The sequence below is a fragment of the Rhodococcus sp. DMU2021 genome, assembly GCF_019641445.1.
GTDB classification, from domain to species: Bacteria; Actinomycetota; Actinomycetes; order Mycobacteriales; family Mycobacteriaceae; genus Rhodococcus; species Rhodococcus pyridinivorans.
In genome coordinates this window covers 146,307-171,180 of sequence record NZ_JAIFKB010000003.1, presented here as the reverse complement: position 1 = coordinate 171,180, position 24,874 = coordinate 146,307, and the positions used below count along the sequence as shown (strand labels likewise).

General features: G+C 69.8%; 18 protein-coding genes. 9 read left to right on the top strand and 9 right to left on the bottom strand.

Annotated elements, in window-relative coordinates:
- The first annotated feature begins 7 nt into the window (after nucleotides 1–7).
- Nucleotides 8–520: a hypothetical protein gene (locus K3M35_RS06775; protein ID WP_064061512.1), complete on the top strand. Its 513-nt coding sequence runs from the start codon at nucleotides 8–10 to the stop codon at nucleotides 518–520.
- On the opposite strand, the gene treY is transcribed toward K3M35_RS06775, so the two are convergent.
- From treY to K3M35_RS06760, 3 genes are read right to left on the bottom strand one after another with little or no spacing between them, the layout of a single operon-like run.
- Nucleotides 517–2,910: a malto-oligosyltrehalose synthase gene (treY, locus tag K3M35_RS06770; RefSeq protein WP_072740437.1), complete on the bottom strand. Its 2,394-nt coding sequence runs from the start codon at nucleotides 2,908–2,910 to the stop codon at nucleotides 517–519. The two genes, K3M35_RS06775 and treY, sit on opposite strands and share 4 nt — an antisense overlap.
- Complete coding sequence (glgX, locus tag K3M35_RS06765) at nucleotides 2,907–5,204, bottom strand: glycogen debranching protein GlgX (protein WP_220666184.1); 2,298 nt, start codon at nucleotides 5,202–5,204, stop codon at nucleotides 2,907–2,909. Before glgX ends, treY begins: the two co-directional genes overlap by 4 nt.
- 47 nt (nucleotides 5,205–5,251) lie before the next feature.
- The gene (locus K3M35_RS06760; protein WP_220666183.1) at nucleotides 5,252–7,342 is read right to left on the bottom strand and encodes an acyltransferase family protein; all 2,091 of its coding nucleotides are present in this window, start codon (nucleotides 7,340–7,342) and stop codon (nucleotides 5,252–5,254) included.
- 149 nt (nucleotides 7,343–7,491) lie between these two features.
- On the opposite strand from K3M35_RS06760, the gene K3M35_RS06755 reads away from it, so the two are divergent.
- The 7 genes from K3M35_RS06755 to K3M35_RS06725 all read left to right on the top strand — a co-directional run bounded on the left by K3M35_RS06755 (nucleotide 7,492) and on the right by K3M35_RS06725 (nucleotide 14,873).
- Nucleotides 7,492–8,781: an adenosylmethionine--8-amino-7-oxononanoate transaminase gene (locus tag K3M35_RS06755; protein ID WP_064061510.1), complete on the top strand. Its 1,290-nt coding sequence runs from the start codon at nucleotides 7,492–7,494 to the stop codon at nucleotides 8,779–8,781.
- Nucleotides 8,782–9,088: 307 nt separating this feature from the next.
- The gene (locus tag K3M35_RS06750; RefSeq protein WP_064061509.1) at nucleotides 9,089–10,228 is read left to right on the top strand and encodes an 8-amino-7-oxononanoate synthase; all 1,140 of its coding nucleotides are present in this window, start codon (nucleotides 9,089–9,091) and stop codon (nucleotides 10,226–10,228) included.
- Nucleotides 10,225–10,938, top strand: coding sequence for a dethiobiotin synthase (gene bioD, locus K3M35_RS06745; protein WP_006554105.1), 714 nt, complete (start codon nucleotides 10,225–10,227; stop codon nucleotides 10,936–10,938). Before K3M35_RS06750 ends, bioD begins: the two co-directional genes overlap by 4 nt.
- A gap of 104 nt (nucleotides 10,939–11,042) precedes the next feature.
- Nucleotides 11,043–11,330, top strand: a complete 288-nt coding sequence (locus K3M35_RS06740; protein ID WP_024101240.1) for a hypothetical protein — start codon at nucleotides 11,043–11,045, stop codon at nucleotides 11,328–11,330.
- Nucleotides 11,327–12,163 (top strand): hypothetical protein, encoded by an 837-nt coding sequence (locus K3M35_RS06735; protein WP_006554103.1) that lies wholly within the window; start codon nucleotides 11,327–11,329, stop codon nucleotides 12,161–12,163. The genes K3M35_RS06740 and K3M35_RS06735 overlap by 4 nt, the downstream gene beginning before the upstream one ends.
- A gap of 45 nt (nucleotides 12,164–12,208) precedes the next feature.
- Nucleotides 12,209–14,125, top strand: a complete 1,917-nt coding sequence (locus K3M35_RS06730; protein WP_064061507.1) for a fumarate reductase/succinate dehydrogenase flavoprotein subunit — start codon at nucleotides 12,209–12,211, stop codon at nucleotides 14,123–14,125.
- Between the two features lies 1 nt (nucleotide 14,126).
- Nucleotides 14,127–14,873 carry a succinate dehydrogenase/fumarate reductase iron-sulfur subunit gene (locus K3M35_RS06725; protein ID WP_033097626.1) on the top strand — a complete coding sequence of 249 codons (747 nt, stop codon included), beginning with the start codon at nucleotides 14,127–14,129 and terminating at the stop codon, nucleotides 14,871–14,873.
- A 37-nt stretch (nucleotides 14,874–14,910) separates the two neighbouring features.
- Here the strand turns inward: K3M35_RS06725 and K3M35_RS06720 are convergent, their stop codons facing one another.
- The gene (locus K3M35_RS06720; protein ID WP_220666182.1) at nucleotides 14,911–15,906 is read right to left on the bottom strand and encodes an iron-siderophore ABC transporter substrate-binding protein; all 996 of its coding nucleotides are present in this window, start codon (nucleotides 15,904–15,906) and stop codon (nucleotides 14,911–14,913) included.
- 112 nt (nucleotides 15,907–16,018) lie between these two features.
- On the opposite strand from K3M35_RS06720, the gene K3M35_RS06715 reads away from it, so the two are divergent.
- On the top strand, nucleotides 16,019–17,623 hold the full coding sequence (locus K3M35_RS06715; RefSeq protein ID WP_374107755.1) for an MFS transporter: 1,605 nt from the start codon (nucleotides 16,019–16,021) through the stop codon (nucleotides 17,621–17,623).
- 36 nt (nucleotides 17,624–17,659) lie between these two features.
- Here the strand turns inward: K3M35_RS06715 and K3M35_RS06710 are convergent, their stop codons facing one another.
- The 5 genes from K3M35_RS06710 to K3M35_RS06690 are packed head-to-tail and all read right to left on the bottom strand — an operon-like array spanning nucleotide 17,660 to nucleotide 24,864.
- Nucleotides 17,660–18,817: a VWA domain-containing protein gene (locus K3M35_RS06710; protein WP_064061504.1), complete on the bottom strand. Its 1,158-nt coding sequence runs from the start codon at nucleotides 18,815–18,817 to the stop codon at nucleotides 17,660–17,662.
- A complete protein-coding gene (locus tag K3M35_RS06705; protein WP_220666180.1) occupies nucleotides 18,814–21,015 on the bottom strand; it encodes a DUF5682 family protein in 2,202 nt (733 codons plus the stop codon). Before K3M35_RS06705 ends, K3M35_RS06710 begins: the two co-directional genes overlap by 4 nt.
- Complete coding sequence (locus K3M35_RS06700) at nucleotides 21,012–22,130, bottom strand: AAA family ATPase (protein ID WP_039585252.1); 1,119 nt, start codon at nucleotides 22,128–22,130, stop codon at nucleotides 21,012–21,014. The genes K3M35_RS06705 and K3M35_RS06700 overlap by 4 nt, the downstream gene beginning before the upstream one ends.
- A 47-nt stretch (nucleotides 22,131–22,177) precedes the next feature.
- A complete protein-coding gene (locus K3M35_RS06695) occupies nucleotides 22,178–23,578 on the bottom strand; it encodes a DUF5691 domain-containing protein (protein ID WP_064061502.1) in 1,401 nt (466 codons plus the stop codon).
- Complete coding sequence (locus K3M35_RS06690) at nucleotides 23,575–24,864, bottom strand: SWIM zinc finger family protein (protein ID WP_064061501.1); 1,290 nt, start codon at nucleotides 24,862–24,864, stop codon at nucleotides 23,575–23,577. Before K3M35_RS06690 ends, K3M35_RS06695 begins: the two co-directional genes overlap by 4 nt.
- Between the last annotated feature and the right edge of the window lie 10 nt (nucleotides 24,865–24,874).

The following is a 24,874-nucleotide window of genomic DNA, read 5'->3' as shown; positions in this document are numbered from 1 at the left end:
AGCCCTCATGACGGTCTTCGTGAGAACCGCGCGCTTCATCGGCGATCTGGACGACGAATTCTACCGCGACGAACGTCAGCGAGACGTCTGGAACGAAGCATCGGCGGTGGGATTCCAGTTGTCCCTGTGGATCGCGCTGGTGGCGGCGGCGCTGCTCCCGTGGCTCGCCGGCCGGCCCGGGGCGTGGACGGCACTGGGCATCCTCGTGGCCTGGTTCGTCGTGTCGATCGTGACCCAGTTGTACGCGCGGCAACGCGACGTCGACCTGTACGCCACCGCGAAACTGTGGCGACCCCGCAGTGCCGCCGCCGCCGCGCTCTATCTCGTCGGCGTCGCCGGCATCTTCCTCCGCCTGCGTTACGAGAGCCATCCTTTCGAGAACGACGCCGCGACCTGGGCGGGGCGCGTCGTCGGCGCGGCGGTCGCCATCGTCCTCGCAGGACTGGTTCTCGCCTGGAGTCGGCGACGCACCCAGCGCCGGCTCGACGCGGAGGAAGCGCTCGACGCGCTCGAGGACTAACGCGCGCGGACGAGTGCTGCGACCGGCTGGGAGTCGAGCAGATCGGCCACCCGCACCCGACCGGTGAAGGAGCGTCCGGTCAAGGCATCCGACCAATCGCCGTCCGGCAGGTCGACGGTCGTGTCCTTCCACCCCGAACGCGACAGCGCCACGGTGCGGCGGGAAGCCACCGCGAGGACATCGAGGTCGTCCGACGCCGGACCGCGGCCGAACGCGAGCAGGTGCTCGGCGGCCGGGCCGGTGGCGAGGACCGGAACGTACGCGCCACCGACGAAGCTCGCCGGTCGTTCGCGGCGCAACCGGAGCGCGGTGCGCACGATCGTGAACTTCGCCGGCGCCGAATCAGGGGCGTCGAGCAGCCGCCGTCGGACGTCGAACTCCACCGGCCGCCGGTTGTCCGGATCGACGAGCGAGTCGTCCCACAGTTCGGTGCCCTGATAGACGTCGGGGACGCCGGGGCCGAGCAGTTGCAACAGTTTCTGGCCGCACGAGACGGCCGCGACGTGCGGTTCGACCTCGGTCACGAAAGCGGTGAGCTCACCCGCGACCGGTCCGTCGATCACCGCGTCCAGCCAGCTGCCCACCGCGGTCTCGAATTCCTCGTCGACCTCGGTCCACGTGGTGCGGGTTCCGTTCTCGCGCAGCGCCTTCTGCGCGTAGGCATGTACCCGTTCGCGCAGTTCGTCGGTCACCACTCCGTCGAGCGGCCAGACTCCGAACAGGGTCTGCCACAGGAACAGTCCGATCGCCGGATCCGGTGCGGGCGCCGACTCGTTCCACTGCCCGAGCCGACGGGACCACACGTCGGCGACCTGCGAGAGCACACCGATCCGCGCCCGGACGTCCTCGCTGCGTTTGGTGTCGTGGGTCGACAGGGTGGTCATCGCCCGCGGCCAGTGCCGTGCCCGCTGGGTCCACGCGAGGTGGAACTCGGCCGGGGTGGCCGAGAAACGGCCGGGTTGCCCGCCCACCTCCTGCAGCGAGATCAGCCGCGCCGCCCGATAGAACAGGCAGTCCTCGACCGCCTTGGCCGTCGCGGCACCGCACACCTGGCCGAAGCGGGACGCGGCCTCACCGCCGAGGGCCATCGCCCGGGCGAACACCGCGAGCGCAGGATCGAGCGCGGGTTGCGTCCGCGCGAGGTCGCCGACGATGCGCGGCACCAGGGTTGCGAGCGGCGCGTAGTCGGCGCGGTAGACGGGAAGCTGTGCGGCGACTGCCATCACGGCCTCGCGCAGCGCCGCGTCGTCGCAGCCGGTGTCGCCGGTCTCGCGTCGGATCGCCCGCACGAGGCGGCGCACCTCCGGCGCGAGCCCGCTGCCGAGCACCGATCGTTTGAGGTCGTGTTCGCGGGCGTGCAGCCACGGCGCGTCGCCTTCGGCGCCGGTGAACCTGCGCGACAGGGCGTTCAGCTCCGACTCGCCGGACGGATCGACGAACACCGTCGACAGTTCGCCGAGTGCGTCGTAGCCGGTGGTGCCGTCCACCGGCAGCGTCGCATCCAGCGGTTCGGCATCGCCGAGGATCTTCTCGATCACGAGCCACCGCTCGGGGCCGATCACCTCGCGCAGGCGCGCGAGATAACCGGACGGATCGGCGAGACCGTCCGGATGGTCGACGCGGATCCCGTCGACCAGATCGTCGGCGATCCACGACGCGACCTGCTCGTGCGTCGCGTCGAACACCGCGGGATCCTCCACCCGCACCGCGGCGAGATCGTCGACGGTGAAGAAGCGGCGGTATCCGATCAACCCCGAGTTCCACGCCACGAGCCGGTAGGCCTGCCGCGCGTGGACCTCCTCACCGGTGCCCTCGTCGGTCCCGGGAGCGATCGGGAATCGCTTGTCGTAGTAGGCGAGCATCGGCTCGTCGCCGGAGCGGTCGACGGTCAGCTCCTGCACCGCGTCGTCCGATCCGAGCACCGGCAGAGCGATCCGACCGTCCACACCGTTGTCACCAGCGAGGTCGAGATCGAAGAACGACGCGTAGCGCGATCCGGAGCCGTGCTTCAGGACGTCCCACCACCACGCGTTCTGACGTGGGTCGGCCACCCCGACATGGTTGGGGACGATGTCGACGACCAGCCCCATGCCCCGTGCGCGTGCCTCCCGCGACAACCGTTCCAGACCCTCGCGTCCCCCGAGCGACTCGGAGACCGTGCCGGGATCGACCACGTCGTATCCGTGGGTGGACCCGATCGTCGCGCTGAGGACGGGGGAGAGGTAGACGTGCGAGACACCCAGGGCGTCGAGGTAGTCGAGCAGGGCGACGGCGTCGGCGAAGGTGCACTCGTCGCCGCGCATCTGGAGTCGGTAGGTGGACAACACCGGCGCAGTATTCCCCGCGCCGGCGCCGTTCACACCTGCCGACTCCGTACCGCCGGTGGTCACCGGGTCTTCCGGAGCACCAGAACCGAGCGTGCCTGCACCCCGACCGGCTTACCGGCGACGACCGTCTCCTCGCGCAGACCGTCGGGAACGTCGGTGTCGAGCGCGACCGTCCATTCCTCGGCGTGCGGGCCGTCGGGGGTGACGAACTCGATCGGTTCGTGATGGGCGTTGAAGCACATCAGGAACGAGTCGTCGACGACGCGCTGCCCCCGCTGATCGGGTTCGGGGATGCCCTCGCCGTTGAGGAAGACCGCGAGCGACTTGCCGAAACCGCTGTCCCAGTCCTCGGGCATCATCTCGTCGCCGGCCGGTGTGCGCCACGCGATGTCGCGGGACTGATCACCGCTGCGGATGGGCCGGCCCTCGAAGAACCTGCGACGACGGAAGACAGGGTGGTCGGTGCGCAGCGCGATCACGTTGCGGGTGAACGCGACCAGGTCGGCGTTGGACTCGGCGAGCGACCAGTCCACCCACGAGAGTTCGTTGTCCTGGCAGTACACGTTGTTGTTGCCCTGCTGGGTGCGACCGAACTCGTCGCCGTGGGCGAGCATCGGCGTGCCCTGCGACAGGATCAGCGTCGCGAGCATGTTGCGCTGCTGGCGCCCGCGCAGCGCGAGGACCTCGGGATCGTCCGTGGGGCCTTCCACACCGCAGTTCCACGACCGGTTGTGCGACTCACCGTCGCGATTGTCCTCGCCGTTGGCATCATTGTGTTTCTCGTTGTACGACACCAGATCCGCGAGGGTGAACCCGTCGTGGGCGGTGACGAAGTTGACCGACGCGCCGGGACGGCGGCCGGTGTCCTCGTACAGATCCGACGAGCCGGTCAGGCGCGACGCGAACTCGCCGAGGGTGGCCGGTTCGCCGCGCCAGTAGTCGCGGACCGTGTCGCGGTACTTGCCGTTCCACTCCGTCCACTGACCGGGGAAGTTGCCCACCTGGTAACCGCCCTCACCGATATCCCACGGCTCGGCGATGAGCTTGACCTGCGAGACCACCGGATCCTGCTGGACGAGATCGAAGAAGGCCGACAGCCGGTCGACGTCGTGCAGCTCGCGCGCCAGGGTCGACGCGAGATCGAACCGGAAGCCGTCGACGTGCATCTCGGTCACCCAGTAGCGCAGCGAGTCCATGATCAGCTGCAGGGTGTGCGGGTGACGGGCGTTGAGGCTGTTGCCCGTTCCCGTGTAGTCCATGTAGTAGGCCTTGTCGTCGTCGACGAGGCGGTAGTAGGCGGCGTTGTCGATGCCGCGGAAGCAGATGGTGGGACCGAGATGGTTCCCCTCGGCGGTGTGGTTGTAGACCACGTCGAGGATCACCTCGATGCCCGCCTCGTGGAAGGCCCGCACCATCGCCTTGAACTCGGCGACCACGGCGCTCGGCTTGGTCGACGACGAGTACTCGGCGTGCGGCGCGAAGAACCCGAAGGTGTTGTACCCCCAGTAGTTCCGCAGCCCCTGGTCGAGCAGCACCTGGTCGTGCATGAACTGGTGCACGGGCATCAGTTCGATCGCGGTGACGCCGAGATCGAGGAGATGGTCGATGATCGCCGGGTGCGCGAGACCGGCGTAGGTGCCCCGCATGTGTTCGGGGACGTCCGGATGCGTGGCCGTCATGCCTTTGACGTGGGCCTCGTAGATGACCGTCTCGTTGTAGGGGCGGCGGGGATGACGATCCGTCGCCCAATCGAAGAACGGGTTGATCACCACGGTCGTCATGGTGTGGCCCAGCGAATCCAGGCCGGGAAGCTCTGCGGCGGCGTCGGAGGTCTGCCCCGTCGCGATCGCCTCGGGCTCGGCGTCGTCGGTGGACACGGCGTCGCCGGTGTCGGTGTCCTCGGTGTCGGTGTCCTCGGTGTCGTCCGTGCTCTCGTCCGAGGCGCTGTCGGCCACGGGCTCGGCACCGGGCAGCGGGTACGAGAACAGCGACGGGTCGCCGTCGAACGACCCGTCGAACGCCTTCCCGTACGGGTCGAGGAGCAGCTTGCTCGGATCGCACCGGTGACCGTTCTCCGGATCGAACGGACCGTGCACGCGGTAGCCGTAACGCTGGCCGGGGGAGACCGTCGGAAGGTAGGCGTGCCAGACGTAACCGTCCACCTCCTCGAGCGGGATGCGGGTCTCGGTCCCGTCACGGGAGATCAGGCACAGCTCGACCTTCTCGGCGATCTCGGAGAACAGTGCAAAGTTCGTGCCCGCCCCGTCGTAGGTCGCGCCGAGGGGATAATGGGATCCCGGCCACACTTCCAGGGGCTCGGGCATCTCGTCGCTGGCGCTCGCTCCGGTGGTCTCCATGCCCGCCAACAGTAGTCTTCCGGCGGTCCCGGCACCGGGTGAGCGCGTCACCACCAGCCGGTGGCGGGACCGAGTTGTCGGCCGAGCTCGGGCGTCAGCGTCCGGACGTAGGTCGTGGTGAGGTGGTTCTCGTCACGATAGATGAGGATGTTTCCCTCCACCGCCCGGCACAGATCCTGCCGGCAGAACTTGTCGGACAGGTCGAGCAGCGACACGGTGGGCAGGTGCGCGGATGCGGCGACGGCCGGGTCGATCGGGTCCAGCGCCTCCTCGCGCGGCACCCCGCACGTCTCCGCGGTGCCGCCCCCCGCAAGGCAGTCGGCGGCCCGATAGGCGAGATCGCCGCGGAACAGCCACGGGTTGTCGCGGATCGCCACCACCGGGATGCCGTAGTCGGCGAGCGTCTCCCACAGATCGACGTACCAGAACGGAACGAAGTCGCCCGGCCCTTCGCCTTGGTCCTTGGTGCGCGTCGACGTGGTGAACACGTAGTCGGGCGGATCCGCGCGCAGTTCGGCGAGCACGGCGGTCGACCATGTGTCGCACTCGACCGTCGGGGACTCCTCGACGAGCGGGGCGAGGGGATCGGAGAGCGGACACCCGACCTTGAGATAGGTGTCGAGGCGGAAACCGTGTTCGATGCCGAGCGCGTCGAGCGCAGCGAGCCAGTGCTCCGAGTGCGACCCCCCGACGATCACCATGCGGCGGGTCGCGAGCGGGTCGCCGTAGGTACAGGTCAACGGTGCGCGATTGGTGTGCTGGGCGATGCAGTTGTCGAGCGTCGCGGGAGGCAGGTCGCGATGGGCGACGAGCAGCGGCGGTTGCACCGGTTGCGGCTCGGTGGAGACGGCGGGATCGAACACCGCAGCGCCGGGGTACAGCTCCGTCGGCAGGGCGGCGACGCCCTCGAGGGCCTCCGTCGAACGGTCGACGTGGGTGTGCCAGAGGTTCGCGGCCCCGACGAGGGTGACGGCCAGGACCGTCACGAGACCCACGAGCGCGGTGCGGGACGGCCGAGGGGGTTCGACGCGGCGGATGGGGTCCTCGAACCACCGGGTCGACGCCTCGGCGAGCAACAGCGACAGGGCGATCACGATGAGCCCGCCCACCAGGCCGACCGACGGGTGCCCGAGCACGATCAGGTAACCGATGAGGATCGGCCAGTGCCACAGGTACAGCGCGTAGGCGATCGCCCCGAGGCGCACCATGGGCGCGGATGCCAGCAGTCGCGCCGACGGCGTGTCGTGCTCGGAGTCGGAGCCGGAGCCGGAGCGGATACCCGCGACGACGAGCGCCATGGCCGCACCGACGGGGACGAGCGCCCACGGCCCGGGGAAGAGGGAGTTGCCGTCGAGGACGAAGCCGCACGCGAGCAGCACCGCGAGTCCGAGCGCACCGAGCACGATCCGCAGCGCGCGCGGAACCCGCAGCCACGGCGACAGGCACATCAGCAGTCCGCCGAGAGTCAGCTCCCAGGCACGGGCGGCGCTGTCGTAGTACATCCACGACTGCGGCCGGTCGGCGAGCACCGCGTACGCCAGCGACGCCGCGGTGAGGGCGGCCAGCAGCACCGTCAGGGGTAGGCGGACAGGCTCCGACATCCGCCGCAACAGCCACGCGAAGCCGAACACCACCACGAGCGCCGCGATGTAGAACTGGCCCTGCACGGCGATCGACCACAGGTGCTGGAGCGGGCTGACCATCGGATCCGCGGCCAGATAGTCGCTCGCCGTGCGGGCGAGATACCAGTTCTGGAAGAACAGCAGCGACGCCCCGGTCTGGTCGGCCACCTCGAGCCACTGCGTGAACGGCCGCAGCACCACCGTGGCGGCCGCGACAGCGGTGAGCACAACGACGAGCGGAGGCAGCAGACGCCGGCCGATCCGCCGCAGGACGGGACGCGGATCGAGCGGGGCCGAGGAGTCGGCGGTCCTCAGGAGCGTGCCCACGAAGAAGAAGCCGGAGAGCGCCAGGAAGACGTCGACACCACCGGAGACGCGACCGAACCAGACGTGGAAGATCACCACGAGCGCGATCGCGAGACCGCGCAATCCGTCGATGTCGGCACGACGCGCGGGGCGCCTGCCTGCTGTCCGCGCGCCACTCTCGAGTTCCGGTCCCGAGGTGTGGACGGACATGTGACGGATACCCCCGGTGTCTTACGTGTTCGGCTGTGCTGCGAACCGGGCGACGAACGCACCGGCCGATTTCCGTGAGCGTCGTTCACGGCAACTCGGGCAGACTACGCGGCTGCGGGCGGCGACCTCCAACCGCCTACAGTTTGGGCGTGGGCAACTCTCCTCTCCCGGTCGAGCGGATCCGCACCCTCGACGCTCGGCACCTCTGGCACCCCTACGGCGCGTTTCCGGCGACCACCGAATCGTTGGTGGTCGACCGTGCCCACGGTACTCGGATCGTCCTCGCCGACGGTCGTGAGCTGGTCGACGGCATGAGTTCGTGGTGGGCCGCGGTGCACGGATACGGGCATCCCGTGCTCGACGCGGCCGTCCGCGATCAGCTCGACCGGATGAGCCACGTGATGTTCGGCGGCCTCACCCACGAGCCCGCCGCGCGGCTCGCGGAACTGCTCGTCGACATCACCCCCGCCGGTCTCGACACCGTCTTCCTCGCCGACTCGGGCTCGGTGTCGGTGGAGGTGGCCGTGAAGATGGCGGTGCAGTACCAGCGTGCCGTCGGCAGGCCGGGACGGCGTCGCCTGCTCACCTGGCGCGGCGGCTACCACGGCGACACCTTCGCCCCGATGAGCGTGTGCGATCCGGAGGGCGGCATGCACGCACTGTGGACCGACATGCTCGCGCGGCAGGTCTTCACCCCCGCCCCACCGGCCCGTTTCGATCCCGACTACGTCGCGCACTTCGAGGCGATCCTGCTCGAGCACGTCGACGAGCTCGCCGCGATCGTGGTCGAACCGGTCGTCCAGGGCGCCGGCGGCATGCGCTTCCACGACCCGCGGTATCTGCGCGAGCTGCGCAGGATGTGCGACGAGCACGGACTGGTACTGATCTTCGACGAGATCGCGACCGGTTTCGGGCGCACAGGCGAACTCTTCGCCGCCGACCACGCGCAAGTGAGCCCGGACGTGATGTGCGTGGGTAAGGCACTCACCGGCGGATACATGACCCTCGCGGCGACATTGTGCACGCGGGCCGTCGCCGAAGCGATCAGCGCGGGGGAGGGTGGCGGTGTGATGCACGGCCCGACCTTCATGGGCAACCCGCTCGCGTGCGCCGTCGCCGTCGCGGCGGTCGAACTGCTGCTCTCCCGCGACTGGCGGGCCGAGGTGGCGGCGGTGAACGCGGGACTGACGGAGGGACTCGCGCCGGCACGCGAGTTGCCGGGGGTCGCGGACGTCCGCGTCCTCGGAGGCATCGGCGTGATCGAACTCACCGATCCGGTGGACATGCGCGCGACGACCGACGCCGCCGTGGCGGCCGGGGTGTGGCTGCGGCCGTTCCGCAATCTCGTCTACACGATGCCGCCCTACATCTGCTCGGCCGACGATCTCGCGGCGATCACCTCGGGGATGATCGCCGCCGTCGGCGCGAATGCTCGGTGACCGAAGGGGTCAGCGGACGGCGGTGAGGAACCCCGCGATCGCGCCGGTCCACGAGATGGACGGTGAAGCGGTCCGCCAGGGCGGATGCCATACGCGACCATTCGTCCCCGGTCGCGATGCTGCTGTGCACGACGACGAGACCCGGACCCTGCCCGAGCTTGCGGAATCCGATCGTCGTTCCGTCCCGGGATTCGATGTGGACGACCACCTCCCATGCCGTTCGTCGGGGTCTGCCGAACCGTCCGAGCCTACGACCCGAGCCGACCGACGTGACGACTTGAACGGTGTTCAAGTATGGTCACCGCTCATGACCGCACATCCCGCCCTGGCGTGGCTCGACGACACCGCAGCGGCGCGACGCGCAGCGGGCCTGCACCGCGACCCCGTCGTCCGAACCCCCGGCACGACCGTCGTCGACCTCGCCTCCAACGACTATCTCGGCCTGACCCGCCATCCCGAGGTCCTCGCGGGAGCGACCGCTGCCCTGCGGCGATGGGGAGCCGGCGCCACCGGATCGCGGCTGGTCACCGGCACCACCGCCGAACACGAACTCCTCGAACGCGAACTCGCCGACTTCGTCGGGGCCGACAGCGGCCTGGTGTTCTCGAGCGGATACGCCGCGAACCTCGGTGCCGTCGCCGCCCTCGGTGGCAAGGACGCACTGATCGTCTCCGACGCCGGTGGTCACGCCTCGCTCGTCGATGCGTGCCGGCTGTCCCGCTCGAGGATCGTCGTCACCCGGCACAACGACGTCGACGCGGTCGCGCACGCCCTCGCGACCCGCACCGAGGCCCGCGCGCTCGTCCTGACCGACTCGGTGTTCAGCACCGACGGCGACCTCGCGCCGCTGCGGGAACTGCATCGCGTCTGCCGAGCGCACGGCGCGTTGCTCCTCGTCGACGAGGCCCACGGGGTAGGAGTCCGCGGCGCGGGGGGCCGCGGACTCGTCCACGAAGTGGGCCTCGCCGGCGAGCCCGATGTGGTCGTCACCGCGACGCTGTCGAAATCCCTTGCCTCCCAGGGCGGAGCCGTCCTCGCCGACGGGCGTGTGCGGGAACATCTCGTGGACACCGCGCGCACCTTCATCTTCGACACCGGACTCGCCCCGGCCGCCGTCGGTGCCGCCCGGGGTGCGCTGAAGGTGCTGCGCGCCGAACCCGCACGTGCCGCTGCCGTGCTCGAGCAGGCCGGGCGCTTGGCTCGTCTCACGGGCGTCGAGGCGCCGCCGTCCGCCGTGGTGTCGGTGATCCTCGGCGACCCGCGCGTCGCCGCCGACGCCGCGGCGCGGTGCCGCGACCGCGGCGTGCACGTCGGCTGCTTCCGGCCGCCCTCGGTTCCGGCCGGTACCTCGCGGCTGCGCCTGACGGCACGCGCGAACCTCACCGACGACGAACGCGCCCTCGTCGACGAGGTGCTCACCGACGTCCTCGCGGGAGCCCGGGCGTGAGCATCCTCGTCGTCACCGGCACGTCGACCGATGTGGGCAAGACCGTCGCGACCGCGGCACTCGCCGCGAACGCCGTGGCCGCGGGACTGCGGGTCGCGGTGTGCAAACCCGCCCAGACGGGCGTGACGGACGACGGGCCGGGCGACCTGCAGGAGATCCGGCGACTGGCCGGGGACCGTGTCCGGCTCGTCGAACTCGCGCGGTATCCCGATCCGCTCGCACCGGATACCGCCGCGCGGCGCAGCGGACGCCCGATGCTCACCCTCGAGGAGATCGTCGACACCGTCCGGATTCTCGACACCGAGTACGACCTCACCCTGGTCGAGGGGGCGGGAGGTCTGCTCGTCCGGCTCGGCGCGGGCGGTTTCACCCTCGCCGACGTCGCGGCCGCGCTCGGAGCGCCGGCGGTGATCGTCGCCGCCGCGGGACTGGGCACGCTCAACCACACCGCGCTCACCGTGGCCGCGCTCCGCTCGGCGGGGATCGAATGTCCGGGGGTCATCGTCGGATCCTGGCCTGCTGCACCGGATCTGGCGGAGCAGTGCAATCTCGACGACCTCCCCGACGTCACCGGCGTCCCCATCGTGGGCAGGATCCCGGCCGGCAGCGGCGCTCTCGACGCCCGCGTCTTCGCCACCCGTGCCTCTCGGTGGTCGGATCTGCCGCTCCCGACGAAACGGCGTGCGGGCGGATCTTCCGCTGTACTGTGATGGATGCCACATTGCAACTGGCCTGTTCCCATCGTGTCGGCCGGCGCGACATGCCGATACCCGCTACGGAAGGGACATGTCGACCGCTCGGCCCGGAGGTACGGATGTCCATCAGCGAATTGCAGGAACTTCAGCGCACCGCCGCCCACCTGCGCCAATGCCTCGGATCCCTACGATCGCGCTACGGGGACGCAGCCCCGGTGAAGAGGCTGTCGAACGACGTCGAACGTCTCGACATCGACATACGCGACTTCGCCGAACATCCTCCGCGCGAGGTCGTCAACAGCCTCGGTCAACGCATCCCGATTCCCGATACGCCGTACGACGACTCGTTGTTCCGCGGAACGGATACGGACGACGAAGGTCTCGGCGGGCTGCACGGCTCGCGGTGAGCACCTCCGAGGCGACGCCGGCGGCTCGCGGTGAGCCGGCCACCGGCGTCCGATCCGAGGGCCGCGCACGGATCACCGCGCGGACGCTGCGGACCGACCGCTGGTGGCAGACACCCGCACTCACCGTCCTCGGTCTCGGTGTGTTCGTGGTGTACGCGACGATCCGTTCGTTCGTGCGCAGCGCCTACTACGTCGAGGACTACCACTACCTCACGCCGTTCTATTCGCCGTGCGTGAGCGCGTCCTGCGTGGACGGCGCCCGCCATTTCGGCACGTGGGTCGGCGAACTCCCGATGTGGATCCCGCTCGCCTTCCTGTCGTTGCCGTTCCTCCTCGGCTTCCGGCTGACCTGCTACTACTACCGCAAGGCCTACTACCGATCGTTCTGGTTGTCGCCGCCCGCGTGTGCGGTCGCCGAACCGCACCGGCACTACACCGGGGAGACGCGGTTCCCGCTGATCCTGCAGAACTCGCACCGCTACTTCTTCTACGCCGGCTTCGTGGTGTCGCTGATCAACACCTACGACGTCGTCCTGTCCTTCCGCGGTCCGAGCGGGTTCGGCATCGGACTCGGCAACCTGATCCTGCTGATCAACGTCGTGCTGCTCTGGGGCTACACGTTGTCATGCCACTCTTGCCGGCACGTCACCGGAGGCAGGCTGCGGCACTTCTCGAAACACCCCGTGCGCTACCGGATCTGGACGTTCGTCTCGAAACTCAACACCAGGCACATGCAGTTCGCGTGGATCACGCTGGGAACCCTGATCCTCACGGACTTCTACATCATGCTCGTGGCGAGCGACACCATCGCCGATCTGCGGTTCATCGGCTGACGCGCACGGCACGACACCGGCCGCACCGGAGGAGGGGGAACACGGATGGTGGATGTCGAACGGCACAAGGTCGACGTCGTCGTGATCGGAGCAGGCGGCGCCGGGCTACGCGCGGTGATCGAGGCGCGGCAACGCGGCTTCTCCGTCGCCGTGGTGTGCAAGTCGCTGTTCGGAAAGGCCCACACCGTGATGGCCGAGGGCGGATGTGCCGCCGCGATGGGCAATGCCAACCCCCGCGACTCCTGGCAGGTGCACTTCCAGGACACGATGCGCGGCGGCAAGTTCCTCAACAACTGGCGGATGGCCGAACTGCACGCCCGCGAGGCCCCCGACCGCGTGTGGGAGCTGGAGACCTACGGAGCGCTGTTCGACCGCACCCCCGACGGACGGATCAGCCAGCGCAACTTCGGCGGCCACACCTATCCGCGACTCGCCCACGTCGGCGACCGCACCGGACTCGAACTCATCCGCACGATGCAGCAGAAGATCGTGTCGCTGCAGCAGGCGGACCACGCCGAGCACGGCGACTACGAGGCCCGGGTGCGGGTCTTCGCCGAATGCACCATCACCGAACTGCTGAAGGACGACGAGGGACGCATCGCCGGTGCGTTCGGATACTGGCGCGAGACCGGGCGTTTCGTGTTGTTCGAGGCGCCCGCGGTCGTCATCGCCACCGGTGGTATCGGCAAGTCGTGGAAGGTCACGTCGAACTCCTGGGAGTACACGGGCGACGGTCACGCCCTCGCCCTGCGTGCCGGCGCCACCCTGATCAACATGGAGTTCGTCCAGTTCCACCCGACAGGGATGATCTGGCCGCCGAGCGTGAAGGGCATCCTCGTCACCGAGGGTGTGCGAGGCGACGGCGGAGTGCTGAAGAACTCCGAGGGGGAGCGGTTCATGTTCTCCTATATCCCGCCGGTGTTCAAAGGCCAGTACGCGGAGACCGAGGAGGAGGCCGACCGCTGGTACGAGGACCAGGAGAACAATCGCCGCACGCCCGACCTGCTCCCGCGCGACGAGGTCGCCCGCGCCATCAACTCCGAGGTCAAGGACGGCCGGGGGACTCCGCACGGCGGAGTCTTCCTCGACATCGCCTCGCGGATGCCGGCCGACGAGATCATGCGCCGCCTGCCGTCGATGCATCACCAGTTCAAGGAACTCGCCGACGTCGACATCACCGCCGAGGCCATGGAGGTCGGCCCGACCTGCCACTACGTGATGGGCGGCATCGAGGTCGACCCCGACACCGCCGCTGCGGCAGTCCCGGGGCTGTTCGCCGCCGGGGAATGTTCCGGTGGCATGCACGGATCGAACCGGCTGGGCGGGAATTCGCTGTCCGATCTGCTGGTCTTCGGTCGCCGGGCAGGTCTCGGCGCCGCCGACTACGTGCAGAGCCTCACCTCGCGGCCGATCGTCGGCGACGCCGACATCGACGCCGCCGCCCGTGCGGCGCTCTCGCCCTTCGATCCGGCCGACACCGATCGCGCCGAGAACCCGTACACCCTGCACACCGACCTGCAGCAGGTCATGCAGGACCTCGTGGGCATCATCCGGCGCGCGGACGAGATCGAACGTGCCCTGCGCGAACTCGACACCCTGCGCACACGGATCCGCAACGTCGCGGTGGAGGGCCACCGCCAGTTCAACCCGGGCTGGCATCTCGCCCTGGACCTGCGGAACATGCTCCTCGTGTGCGAGTGCGTCGCGCGGGCCGCGTTGCAGCGCACCGAGAGCCGCGGGGGACATACCCGCGACGACCACCCGTCGATGGACTCCGAATGGCGTCGCACTCTGCTCGCCTGTCGCCTGGACGGCGGCGACCCGTTCGTCCCCGCCGTGACGGTCACCGCCGAACGGCAGCAACCGATGCGTCCCGACCTGCTGGAGCTGTTCGACATCGACGAACTCGGGAAGTACTACACCGACGAGGAACTCGCGGATCATCCCGGACGGAGGGGTTGAGATGGGACACCAGGCGGCGTTCAGGATCTGGCGGGGCGACGCCGACGGCGGGGAACTGCGGGACTACACCGTCGAGGTCAACGAAGGGGAGGTCGTCCTCGACATCCTGCACCGTCTGCAGGCCACCCAGGCACCGGATCTCGCCGTGCGCTGGAACTGCAAGGCGGGCAAGTGCGGATCGTGTTCGGCGGAAGTCGACGGTCGCCCGCGCCTGACGTGCATGACCCGCATGTCGCTGTTCGATCCCGACGCGACGATCACCGTGACCCCGATGCGCACCTTCCCGATCATCCGAGATCTCGTCACCGATGTCTCGTTCAACTACCGCAAGGCACGCGAGATACCGGCTTTCGCGCCGCCTCCTGATCTGGCGCCGGGGGAGTACCGGATGCAGCAGGTCGACGTGCAGCGCTCCCAGGAGTTCCGCAAGTGCATCGAATGCTATCTGTGCCAGAACGTCTGTCATGTGGTGCGCGACCACGAGGAGAACAAGGAGGTCTTCGCCGGTCCCCGCTATCTCATGCGCATCGCGGAACTCGAGATGCACCCGCTCGACGTCGCCGACCGGCGCGACGTCGCGCAGGACGAGCACGGCCTGGGTATGTGCAACATCACCAAGTGCTGCACCGAGGTGTGCCCGGAGAACATCCACATCACCGACAACGCGCTGATCCCGATGAAGGAACGCGTCGCCGGCCGCCGCTACGACCCGATCGTGTGGCTCGGCAACAAGCTGTTCCGGCGCTGAGCAGGGAGCAGGGACCGGGCCGGACGCAGGGACCGGCTCAGTTCACGCGTTCGGCGACCAGCGGAACCAGCTCGTCGAGCGCGAACGGCACCGACAGCACCGAGTTCGTCGAGAACGCCGCGGAGATGTGGGAATCGCTGTCGAGCACGAGGAACCGGCCGTCGCGCACCGCCGGGATCTGCTGGAAGACCGGATCGTCGGTCACCTCGGCGGCCGGCACGTAGATCGGCAGCACGATCAGCAGGTCGGAGTCGAGCATGTCCAGGTTCTCGTCGGAGACTGTGATGAAGAAGTCGTCCGTCGCCGCGGCCTGCACCTGCGGATTGTTCACGAAGCCGAGCTCGGTCATGAAGTCGACGCGCGAGTCGCCGACGACGTAGGCGCCCCACCCCTCCGACGTGTAGGAGGCGACGGTGACGGTCTTGCCCGCGAACTCGGGATTGTCGGCGGCGGCCTGCGCGAAATCCGCGTCGATCTGCGACAGCAGTTCGGCACCCTTGTCCGGGACACCGAGCGCCGCTGCCACGGTGGCCACCTGGTCGTCGAGCGACGTGAGGTAGGCGTCGCTGCCTTCCGGGCCGCCGACGGTCGGGGCGATCCCCGACAGCGTCTCGTAGCGGGCCGGCTCACCGGAACTCTTGGTGTCGAGGATCAGATCGGGCTCCTGCGCCGCGAGCATCTCGAAGGACGGCTCGATCGTGCCGATGAGCTCCGGCGGCGAGTCGTACAGCCCCTGCGCCCACGGCCCCACGCCGTCGCCGCCGAAGGCGAGCCAGTCACTCGCCGCCACCGGCTGAACGCCGAGTGCCAGTGCAGTTTCGGCGTCGCCCCAGCCCAGAGCCGCGACGCGTTCGGGGGCGGACTCGATGGTGACCTCCCCGAACTTCGTGTCGACCGTGACGGGGAAGGCGCCGTCGGCCGGTGCCGAACCGGAGTCGGACTCCGTGTCGGACGATCCGCACGCGGTCAGCACGATCGCGGTGGCCGTGAACAGAGCGGCGGAACGGAGCAACGCAGCGGATCGGCGTGTCATGACGGGCCTCGAGTCTGTCGAACAACAAGTGAGGCGATCCTAACCCGGCGGGGTGACCGAAGGTGAAAACCCGCCGGAAACCGCGCAGGGCAGCCGCTCGAGCGCGCACTATGTGTCCGTGACCCGACCTGACGACGGTCGGCCGGCACGGGCGAAACCGGTGCTGGCCTCCTTGATCCTCGTCGCCGCCGTGGCGAACCTGAACCTCGCCGTCGCGAACGTGGCACTGCCCGAGATCGGGAAGGCGTTCGACGCGAGCCAGACCCAGCTCAACCTCGTCGCAGTCGGCTATTCCGTCGGTCTCGCCGCGTCCGTGCTCTACCTCGGTGCCGTCGGCGACCGTTACGGACGCAAGACGATGCTCCTGCTCGGAATGGCATTGTCGGTTCCCGCATCGGCGGTCGCCGGGTTCGCGCCGAGCACCGAGGTGCTGTTCGCGGCGCGGGTGCTCGGCGGTCTCTCCGCCGGTCTGGCGTTCCCCACCACTCTCGCCCTTATCACCGCACTGTGGTCGGGCGCAGCCCGCACGCGCGCGATCGCGTTGTGGTCGTCGATCGGTGGTGGCCTGACCGCGCTCGGCCCGCTCGTCGCCGGCACCCTGCTCGAACAGTTCTTCTGGGGTTCGGTTTTCCTGGTGACGATTCCGCTCGCGCTGATCGCTTTCGCCCTGACCTGGATATTCGTGCCCAGCCACGTCAACGAATCGACCGATCCGGTCGATCATCTCGGCGGTGTGGTCTCGATCGTGTTGGTCGGCTCGCTCGTCCTCGGCATCAACTTCGTGCCCGTCGACGGGATGGAGACCATCGCGGTGTCCGCTCTCGTGATCGCTCTCGTCGCGGTGATCCTCTTCGTCATGCGCCAGCTGCGAGCGGCGAACCCCCTGTTCGACCTGCGGGTCGCCCGGCGTCGCGTGTTCTGGGTCGCGGCTGTCGCGGGCATCATCGTGTTCGGCACCCTGATGGGCACGATGTACATCAGTCAGCAGTACCTGCAGAACGTGCTCGGCTACTCGACTCTCGCAGCTGGATCGGCGGCGCTGCCCGCCGCTTTCGTGATGGTGCTGGTGGCGCCGCAGTCGGCGAAACTCGTCGGGTCGCGCGGCTCCCGTTTCACGCTGCTGTCCGGTTACGTGGCGATCGTGGCCGGACTCGTCGTCGCACTGATGCTCTGGGACGAGGACGCGCATTACTGGGTGATCGCCCTCGGATACATGTGTCTCGGAGCCGGTGTCGGTCTCGCCGGTACCCCGGCCTCGCATTCGCTCACCGGCTCGGTGCCGGTCGCCCGTGCCGGGATGGCCTCCGGCACGGCCGATCTGCAACGCGATCTCGGTGGCGCGATCGTCCAGTCGATCCTCGGCGCCCTGCTCACCGCCGGATACTCGGCCTCCCTCGCCGCGACGATCGCGGCGAGTCCTCAGGCCACGGCCGTCGACGAGCAGACCGAGACCGCACTGGAGAAGTCGTTCGCGGGTGCCGTCGGGATCGCCGAGCACTATCCGCAGTACGCGCAGCAGATCATCGAGGCCGCGCGGTCGGCCTTCCTCGACGGCGACACCCGCGCCTACACGGCCGCGATCGCGATCGTGCTGGTCGGAGCGGCGCTGGTGGCCCTTGCGTTCCCCTCACGCTCGGCCGAGATCGCGCTGCTCGAACGGTACGCCGAGGAGGACGGTGACGAGGCGGTCGACTCGTCGGAAAAACCGGCCCACTGAACCCGGATCCTCACGCAGTCCGGGTCGGTCAGGCGGTCAGAACGACTGCGACCAGCGTCCGACGTCACCCCGCTCGAGCGCGACGGCGAGCAGTTCCGGGAAACGGTCGGGCGTGCACGCGAAGGCAGGAACTCCGAGTTCGGCGAGTGCCGCCGCGTTGTCGCGGTCGAAGGACGGCGCCCCGTCGTCGGACAGAGCCAGCAACACCACGACCTGCACACCCGCGGCGAGCATCTCCTGGATGCGCGAGAGCATCTCGGCGCGGATGCCGCCCTCGTACAGATCCGAGATGAGCACGAACAGCGAATCGGCCGGGCGCGTGATCAGCGACCTGCTGTAGGCGATCGCCCGATTGATGTCGGTGCCGCCGCCGAGCTGGGTGCCGAACAGCACGTCCACCGGGTCGGCGAGCTTATCGGTCAGGTCCACCACCGCGGTGTCGAAGACGACCAACGAGGTGCGCAGTGCCCGCATCGACGCCAGGACCGCCGCGAACACCGACGCGTACACCACGCTCGACGCCATCGACCCGGACTGGTCCACCGCGAGCACCACGTCGCGTTTCACCGCCTGGGAGCGGCGCCCGTAGCCCACCAGCTTCTCGGGCACCACCGTGCGATGCTCCGGCAGGTAGTGGGCCAGGTTCGCGCGGATCGTGCGATCCCAGTCGATGTCGCGGAGTTTCGGGTTCGACGTCCGCGACGACCGGTCGAGCGCACCCGTGACGGCGGCACGGGTGTGCTGCGCGATGCGAGCCTCGATCTCGCGCACGACCTTCTCGACGACCGTCCGTGCCGTCGCCTTGGTGGTCTCCGGCATCACGCGGTTCAGGCTCAGCAACGTGCCCACGAGATGCACGTCCGGTTCGACGGCCTCGAGCATCTCGGGTTCGAGGAGCAGCCGGGTCAACCCGAGCCGATCCACCGCGTCGCGCTGCATCACCTGGACGACGGATGTCGGGAAGTAGGTGCGGATGTCGCCGAGCCAGCGCGCCACCCGGGGCGCGGACGCGCCGAGACCTGCGGTGCGCGGTGCGGTGCCGTCGCCGGGCGCGGTGTCGTACAGCGCGGCGAGCGCGGCGTCCATGGCGCTGTCGTCGGCCGAGGACAGGGAGCCCGTCGAGTCCTCGGCGGCCTCGCCGAGTGCGAGCCGCCAGCGGCGCAAACGTTCGGTGTCTCCGGATTCGGTTGTCATGCCGACACTCCCAGGATCGACGCGGTGGCGGTCAGGGCGATCCGGCCGCGATCCACGGCGGGCGGTGCCTCCGTGCGGCGGGTGCGTTCGCCCCGCACCGTCTGCCCGAGCAGGCGTCGCTCACCGAAGGCGAACGACCCGAAGGTGCGCCGGAGGACGGGCAGGACGTCGACGAAATCGTCGTCGGTGAGACCGCTGATCCACTCGTCGACGAGATCGAACAGTGCGCTGTCGTGGACGAGCAGGAGTCCGCCCCCGCCGAGGAACCCGTCGATCCAGCGCGCCTTCGCGGGTGCCGATGACCCCACCGACAACGCTCGCGCGACCCGCACGGACGCCTCGTACTCGCCGAGTCGGCCGGTGTCGCGCAGCATCCGGGTGGTGCGGCCGACGAGCAGACCGTCGATGTCGTCACGATCGCTCACCGACGTCAGTGTGTCGAGCCATCGGACGGTCGCGGTCGGGTCCTCACGCAGCGCGAGAGCGAGATGCACGTCGTCGATCGCGGTGCGCAGTGCATCGGCGGCGTCGTGGTCGAGACCGGTGACCGCCGCCGGGAGACCGGCGCACACACGCGCGAGCAGGGCGTCGCAGACATGTTCCAGGGAGGACAGATCGGTGCCCCGCACATCGCCGTAACGGACGGTGCGCACGAGGGTCGGCAGGGCGCTCATCAGGTGCAGCACATCGTGATCGAGTGCAGCCGCCGCGTCGATCGCCGTCACCAGCGACGGGATCGTGGTCCGCAGGTCGGCGAGCAACGCCCGTTCGAGCAGTTCGGTGAGGTCGGCGAGCGCGATCCCGGAACGAGTGGCACGGTCGGCCACTGTGGCGCCCGCTGCGGATTCCACCGTCGTGCCCCACCGCGACGCCTCGACGATCGCCACCGACAACTCCGGTTCCCACCGCAGCGTCCAGGTCTCGCGGAAGGTGCCGGTCGAGCGCACCTCGCTCTCCGCCGGTCTACCCCAGTCGATACCGAGCAGCGCCAGGCGGTGCAGCAGTCGCGACCGGGCGACGTCGATCTCCCGGCGCAGGTCCAGATCGAGATGCCTGGCTTCGGCGGACCGCTTGAGACGCAACGACTTCGCATTCCGCTGCAGGTCGGTGTCGAGCGGGACGGTGGGGGTGTCCTCGGAGACGGAACCGAGTGCCTCACCGACGACGAGCCGGCGGGAGACGAGACCGAGCAGGACGTCGTCACCGTCGCACAGCACCGACCGCGTCGCCTCGACGACCTCGTCGAGTCCGGCCACCGCGCGACCGCGCAACGCCGCGAGCGTGTCAGCGAGACGTGTCGCCTCGATGACGTGGGCGCTCGAGACGGGTAGATCCTCCTCGCGCAGGACACGGGCCACGCGGGTGAACCAGCGTGCGGTCGTGTCCGCGGGCTGTGTGAACAGGTGGTGGTACCAGCCGGGTGAGGTGATGCCGGCGCCGTAGCCCGACGACAGCGACAACCGGGAGTGGCTCCACGGCACCCACGTGAGGGTGGTCTTGACCTTGGGCATGCCCTTGAGCAGGCGCGCGTCGGGCGCTGCCGGTCCGAGCCGGCAGGTCAGCGCGGGTGCGTGCATCGCCCCGCACACCACGGCGATCGCGCGGGCCCCGGCCTTGACCGTCGCGCGCAGCACCTGCCGCATGTGCGCCTCGCGTCGCGCGGTGTGGTCGTCGATCCCCACATCCTCGCGCAGCGCGCGCATCGCGTCCGTGATCTCGTCGAAGGCCTGTGCGGTGCCGTGCTCTACCACCGCGTCCCACCACTGCTCGAAGTCGGAGTATCCGCCGGCGCGGGCGAGTATGCCGAGCAGGTTGTCGGTCGCGCGGTCGCCGACCTCGCGCTCCGCGCCGAGCGACATCGACGCCGGAAGGTCGCAGAACCGCACGTCGGCATCGTGCAGGTACGCCCAGCGCAGGGCCTGCCATTCGGGGGAGAAGGCCGCGAACGGCCAGAACGCCGCCCGCGCCGGTTCGTCGCGTGCGTAGGCCAGCAATGCCACTGGCGGCACCATGTCGTCGGCCACGGTGAGCGGGAGCACCGGATCGGCGTCCGACGGACCCTCGATGAGGACGGTGTCGGGTTCGAACTCCGCGAGTGCCTGCAGGACCGCACGCGCCGAACCCGGCCCGTGGTGCCGGATCCCGAAGACCCGGATCTCCGCGGGCGCATCCGCGCGGTCGAAGAGAGCGTCGGTCACCCGGTGATCTCCCGGCACGCCCGGTAGAAGTCGGTCCAGTCGCCGCGTTCTCGGACGACGGCCTCGAGATACTCGTTCCAGACCACCCGATCGGAGACAGGGTCCTTGACCACCGACCCCAGGATTCCGGCCGCAACGTCGGAGGGCCGAAGCACCCCGTCACCGAAGTGCGCCGACAACGCCAGGCCGCCCGTGACTACCGAGATCGCCTCGGCGGTGGACAGCGTGCCCGACGGGGACTTCAGCTTGGTCCGGCCGTCGGTGGTGACGCCGCTGCGCAACTCCCGGAACACCGTGACGACGCGGCGGATCTCCTCCGCGGCCGCAGGCACGGTGGGAAGTTCGAGTGCGGTGCCGAGCTGTTCGACGCGGCGGGTGACGATCGCGACCTCGTCCTCCTCGCTCGCCGGCAACGGCAACACGACGGTGTTGAACCGTCGACGCAGCGCGGACGACAGGTCGTTGACCCCGCGGTCGCGATCGTTGGCGGTGGCGATGACGTTGAACCCCTTCGTCGCCTGCACCTCGATGCCGAGTTCGGGGACGGGAAGCGTCTTCTCCGACAGGACGGTGATCAGCGCATCCTGCACGTCAGCGGGGATGCGGGTGAGTTCCTCGATCCGTGCCACGGCGCCGTCGCGCATCGCGGTCATGACCGGGGAGGCGACCAGCGCGTCGGCGCTCGGCCCTTCGGCGAGCAACCGCGCGTAGTTCCAGCCGTACCGCACCGACTCCTCGGTCGTACCCGCCGTTCCCTGCACGAGCCGGGTCGACGAACCGCTGATCGCGGCGGCGAGATGCTCCGACACCCAGGTCTTCGCGGTACCCGGCACACCGAGCAGCAACAGTGCCCGGTCGGTCGCCAGGGTCGCCACGGCAACCTCGATCAACCGGCGCGGACCGACGTACTTCGGGGTGATCACGGTGCCGTCGGGCAGTTCGCCGCCGAGCAGATAGGTCACCACCGCCCACGGGGACAGTTGCCACGACGGCGGGCGCAGCCGGTCGTCGAGTCGCGCGAGCGCCGCGAGTTCGTGCGCGTACTGCTGCTCGGCGTGTGGGCGCAGCAGGTCGGTGCCGGACCCGGCGGTCTCGGACGTGCCCGTCTCGGGCATCGCGGCCTCGTCGGTGCCGACAACTGCAGGGGTCGACTCGAAGTCGGTCAACTCAGCTCCTCGTGGATCGTCTTGCGGAGGGTCAGGGTGTCGGCTGCGCTCGCGAACAGGTGCAGGCGACCGAGATCGTCGGTGCGGTTCGCGGCGTCGGCCAGCAGATCGGCCAGCTCGAACGGTGCCCGGTGGGCGAGCAGCGTCAGGACGTCGCGCACCAGACGGGTGGTCGTCAGCTTCGTGTACAGCGCGGTGAGCACCTTCTCGGCGACATCGCGCGGCCACGGCGCCGGGAGCGCGGCGAGCAACGCGTCGTCGAGAACCGCGGGCGGCGACGCCTCGCGCAGGTGCGTGAGCAGGATGTCGCGAGGTACGACCCGGGCGACCGATGTGTCGCCGGTGCCGTCGCGTCGCAGCAACGCCGCGGCCCATCCGCTGTCGCGTTGCCGGACCGCCGCGCGGCCCCACGCGTTCGTCAGTGCCGTGCGGAGGGCGTCGTCGACGTCGAACTCCGGCAGCACCCCGTCTCCGACGTGCTCGCGCCACACCGACAGCGGAGCGGCCGCGACTGCCGCCACCAGCAGATCGCGGGCCGGACCGTCGGAGAGACCGTCGCGGAGTGCGCTCTCGTCCGGCCGTTCGGGGACGGCGAGGGTGACGGTCGAGCCGTCGACGAGCAGCCATTGCCGCACTCGTTCGGCCATGCGTCGCGCGAACGCGGAGTCGGGGAGGCGGGGAAGAAGGTCGAGCGCGACGGCGCGAACCTTGCGGCTACGGTCGTCGAGGGCGCGCTCGAGCAGGTCCTCGTCGTGCGGGCCGAGACCGACCGCGAGCAGGGCGACGAGCTCGGCCCGCTGGGCGGCGGTCTGCGCACCCCATGACGCCGCGAGCGTGGCTGTCGCCGCGGCCGGATCGTGTGCGCGGAGCACCTCGAACCATCGGCGTCGCCGGGCGGGCGGACCGACGTGCCAGGGCGTGTCGTCGAGCGGGTCGGGTGGCAGCAGATCGGCCCATTCCGGGTGGCGCGCGGCCACCCAGCGCCCGCGGGCGCCGGTGAGAGCGATCAGCCGGTCGCGGTGCACCGCGTCGGTGGTCGCGACGATCAACAGGTCGACCACGATGTCGTGCGACGCGCGGAGCCGGGCCGCCACCTCGAACCATTCGTCGAGTAGCGGGGAGCGGACGGCGAGCAGCGCGCGCAGGCGTTCAGCAGCCGCGCCGGGCAGGACGGGACGGTCGTCGTCCGGGGCCGGCGACGGCAGCTCGCGGATCACCGGCACGGTCGCGGCGGTGAGGAAGGTCGCCTCCAGGGCGGCAGCGGCGAGCAGTGTCGCGGCGGGGTCTCCGGCGAGTTCGCCCGCGGCACCGGCCGTGTGCAGCGCGCCGAACTCCGGAGCGGAGCGTGCCGTTCCGAGAAGTGCTGCGGCCGTCAGCGATTCGGGCAAGGCGGTCACCAGGTCATCACCTGTCCTCCGGTGAACAGTGAGACGGGAGCGAGAGCGGTTCCGTCCCAGTCGCCGCAGACCGTCACGGGACGGCCTCCCGCGACGGCGTGCAGCCGCCAGCGGCTGTCGTCGTCACCGGCCAGCGGCAGTGCCCGTCCGGACGGGTCGACGACGTACCAGCCGTCCTCGCTGTCGGTGGGAGTGACCGCGTCGAGCAGGACGGGCCAGGTGCGCAACCACGGATCTGCTCCGCGCATGCGGGCGTACTCGTCCAGCGCAGCGTCGAGTCCGGTGGCGGGCAGGGTCGTGAACGGCTCCGTCTCCCCGTGCTGCCGGCCGAGTACGGCTCGCAGTGGGGCCGCGCCGGGGTAGAAGTGCAGATCGGCGTCGACCAGCGAACCGGGGAAGGGGAGGGGCGTGGCGAAACGCGCTGTGCCATGAGCGAAGTCGAGCAGGATCGCCCAGCGTCCGCTCGACCTCCCCCGAAGCCACGTCTTGCGGTTGAACATCCGGCTCTCCTCGGTGACGCGCACGGCGAGGACCTGCCAGCGGTCGCGCACAGCCGGTTCGGCGCGGACCTCCTCGCTGCGGGTGCCGAAACCGAGATGGGTCTGCAGCGCACGCAGGAGCGGCCTCGGCAGCTCGTCGCGCTGCCGGTACGCCACGGCCATGACGTGCAGGCGCGCATACTCTTCGAGCAGCCTGGCGGGCCAATCGGTTTCGTCGTTCACGACGGCGGCCAGAGCGCGCAGTGCCGACGCCGCGCCGGGAGCCTGGGCATCCACCATGCGGGCAGCGATCGCCTCGTAGATGTCGTAGCCGTGATCCACCGCCCCGAGGCCGTGCCGGATGCGGTCGGTGAGCCAGCGGTCGAGGTCGTCGAGTCCTGCCGCGACCCGCTCGGCGCGACGCCGGGCGGTCGCAGGGTCGGGCGCCTTGACCGGCTCGTCCGCCGGTGCGGGAAGTGTGGTGGACGCGATGCGGGCGGCGAGCCATCCGGTCACGAAGTCGGGCGCCTGCGCGGCCGGCACGGCACCCTCGGACCAGCGCACGAGCAGTGACAGGGCGTGCTTGCAGGGCAGCTTCCGGCTCGGGCACGTGCACGTGTAGGCGGGAGCGCTCGGGTCGATCGCCGTGCGGTACGGCGTGGTGCCGCGTCCGCGGCACAGTCCCCACAGGGCGGTGGTGTCGTGACCGGTCTCGAGCCATGCGGAGGCGACGCCGCGCGCAGCCGTCATCGAGGACGGATCGGGCGCGACGGCGTTGATCTGCTGGAGGGTCCAGGGGGCGGTCACGAGCGTCGAA